The sequence below is a fragment of the Streptomyces sp. F001 genome, assembly GCF_004187715.1.
GTDB classification, from domain to species: domain Bacteria; phylum Actinomycetota; class Actinomycetes; order Streptomycetales; family Streptomycetaceae; genus Streptomyces; species Streptomyces flavusporus.
The window spans coordinates 1-2,244 of sequence record NZ_QZWF01000144.1 but is presented as its reverse complement, the minus strand read 5'-3'; the positions used below and the strand labels follow the sequence as shown (position 1 = coordinate 2,244).

Genomic DNA, 2,244 nt, shown 5'->3' with positions numbered 1-2,244 from the left:
GCGCCAGCGGATCTTTGCCAGGCGGACCAGGTCGGCGATCGGGGTGTCGTCGGGCGGGTCGGACAGCCGGAAGCGGGTCGGTTTGTTCTCGTCGTCGGGCCGTTCGGCCAGCAGCCGGACCTGGGGCAGGACGCCGTCCCACCGGCCGTGCTCGGCCACCGCGGCCGCCTGGGCCGGCCGGCGCGGGCGCACCCCGGCCGGCCGGACCCGCACCGCGAGGAAGCGGGAGGTCATCGGGGAGCGGGAGCCTTCCCGCCAGGTCACCTCCTTGAAGGCTTCCCGTCCGGCGGCCGTGGCCAGTTCCGCCACTGCCACCGGCGACTGCCGGCAGCGGGGAACCGGCGGGCGGCCGTTGCCGGACCAGGCGGGGTGCGCGTCATGCGGCTGGACGGTGATATCGCCGCGGATGCCGACCACGTACGCGATGTCCCGCTCGGCCAGGCCGACACGGAAGTCGGCGTTCTGGCCGTAGCCGGCGTCCGCCACCACGACCGGCGGCACAGTCCCCACCCGGCCAGTTCGTCCAGGGCGTCCAGTACCAGCCGCCACTTCTCCCGGTGCCCGACGTCCTCCGGCACGCCGGTCCGCCGGCGCCGGTCTGTGTCCTGCACCCATTCCTGGGGCAGGAACAGCCGCCAGTTCAGCGGGCACGAGGCAGCGTCGGAGACCGCGTGCACGCTGACCGCGACCTGGCAGTTTGAGCTTCCCCCGAGATGCGGAAGGTGTTGCCAGCAGGTCAGATGGGTCCCATGAGAGGAGCCCTGACGATGCCTGCCCGAGGAAATACCCGCTGGAGTTGCGTGAGCGTGCGGTGCGGATGTACCGGACCGCCGAGCCGAAGCCCGTGATCCGTCGGATGGCCGAGGAACTCGGCGTGCATCACGAGGCCCTGCGCGGCTGGATCCGCCAGGCCGAGGCCGACGCCGGCGAGCCGCTCACTGCGCTCGGCGGGGCTTGTGGCCGGTGACATGCAAGCGCGCTTCGGTGGGCAGGTTCTGCCAGCCACAGGATCGGCGTGCGTGTTCCAGGGGGCCGCTGCAGAGGTCGCGGAGGACAGCGGCTGGGGCCCCGTGCGCAGCGAGCGTGAGGGTCACGTGGAGGTGAGGGTGGGTGGCGGAACCGGTGATGTGAGCGGTGGCTCGCCGGACGTCGGGAAGGTCGCCGGCCTCGGCGGCGACGGCGTTGCTGAGCGCCCGGTCGCGTAGTTCGACGCCTTCGTGCGGGGGCGTGCCGCCCAGGGGCATGCCGCCGGGGTGATGTCGGCGCAGTTGCGTGACCAGCCAGGCCAAGGCGAGCAGCGCGATGAGTGCGAGGGTGGCGATAACCAAGGGCCACCACCATCCCTGGCTGCTCCAGCGGGTTCGGTCGGCGGCGTTGAGGAGCACGTTGTCTGGTGTGGTGAGGGGCCAGCCGGCGGGCGGCGGGAGGTGCAAGCGCCGGTACAGGTCCAAGCCGGGGGTGAGCACCAGGAGGCCGCCGCCGAGCAGTACGAGGCCCGCAAGGCCCAACAGGAGGCGGTTAAGTGCCGATCGAGGTTTCATGGCGGTGGCTCCTCAAGACCGCACGGGTATCAGCGAGTGCTTCGCCGTACGCGTATCACCAGTCTCGGCGGATGCGAGAGGGCGAGGTGGTCGTACTCCTCGCGAAGGAGGGCGTAGAGGTCATCCCGGACCTGGGGCGACTCGCGGAAGCGGACGTCCGCCCGTACCTTGACGCGGTGGCGCCGCACCCGGACCCGGGCCCGGGCGACGCCTGGGACACGCAGCGCGGCATCGCGCAGCAGCAAGGCGGCGCCGTCGCGGTCCAGCGAGACTCGCAGCGGTGAACAGGCGTTGGGCGCGCGCATCGGAAGCAGGTGCCGAAGGCCGGGGGTGAGAGCCAGGGTGAGCAGCCACAAGCCCGCGATCATGGCGACCGCGGCGCCGGTGAGCATCCAGAGGTCGTTGAGCGGGCGGGTGGCGAACTCGTCGGCGAGGTGCTTGCGCCATGCTCCTGCCTCACGCCCGGCGCGCACCGCGACCACGTTGTACAGCGCTGTGCTCGCGGCGCAGAACGTCAGGAGGGCGACCATCGCGGCTGGGATCCGACGTGCGGACCAGGGCCGATGTGATCGGTGCCCCCGGCCGTCGTCGGCGATGGCGCTCGGTGCCGGCGCCTCCGCCGTCGGCGGGCCAGGATCGCCCCTCCCCTTGGCCCGTGACGGGCTGCCGGGAGGTGCGGTCCGCTCGGGGCTCGGGGTTGAGG

Annotated in this window: 3 protein-coding genes and 1 pseudogene; 1 reads left to right on the top strand and 3 read right to left on the bottom strand. The window is 72.5% G+C overall.

Features of this window, described 5'->3' with window-relative positions; all coding sequences use genetic code 11:
- Positions 1-713: pseudogene (locus StrepF001_RS49260) on the bottom strand (transposase); the annotation flags it as partial.
- Here StrepF001_RS49260 and StrepF001_RS49895 point away from each other — a divergent pair.
- The gene (locus StrepF001_RS49895; RefSeq protein WP_276322903.1) at positions 698-967 is read left to right on the top strand and encodes a transposase; all 270 of its coding nucleotides are present in this window, start codon (positions 698-700) and stop codon (positions 965-967) included. The pseudogene StrepF001_RS49260 and the gene StrepF001_RS49895 sit on opposite strands and share 16 nt — an antisense overlap.
- Here StrepF001_RS49895 and StrepF001_RS45050 read toward each other — a convergent pair.
- A complete protein-coding gene (locus tag StrepF001_RS45050; protein WP_129803851.1) occupies positions 936-1,541 on the bottom strand; it encodes an alkaline shock response membrane anchor protein AmaP in 606 nt (201 codons plus the stop codon). The two genes, StrepF001_RS49895 and StrepF001_RS45050, sit on opposite strands and share 32 nt — an antisense overlap.
- A 29-nt stretch (positions 1,542-1,570) precedes the next feature.
- Positions 1,571-2,071, bottom strand: a complete 501-nt coding sequence (locus tag StrepF001_RS45045; protein WP_129803850.1) for a DUF6286 domain-containing protein — start codon at positions 2,069-2,071, stop codon at positions 1,571-1,573.
- Between the last annotated feature and the right edge of the window lie 173 nt (positions 2,072-2,244).

Excerpts from the sequence above, each read along its gene's own strand:
- StrepF001_RS45045 (WP_129803850.1), bottom strand. The coding sequence starts at position 2,071 with ATGGTCGCCCTCCTGACGTTCTGCGCCGCGAGCACAGCGCTGTACAAC.
- StrepF001_RS45050 (WP_129803851.1), bottom strand. The coding sequence starts at position 1,541 with ATGAAACCTCGATCGGCACTTAACCGCCTCCTGTTGGGCCTTGCGGGC.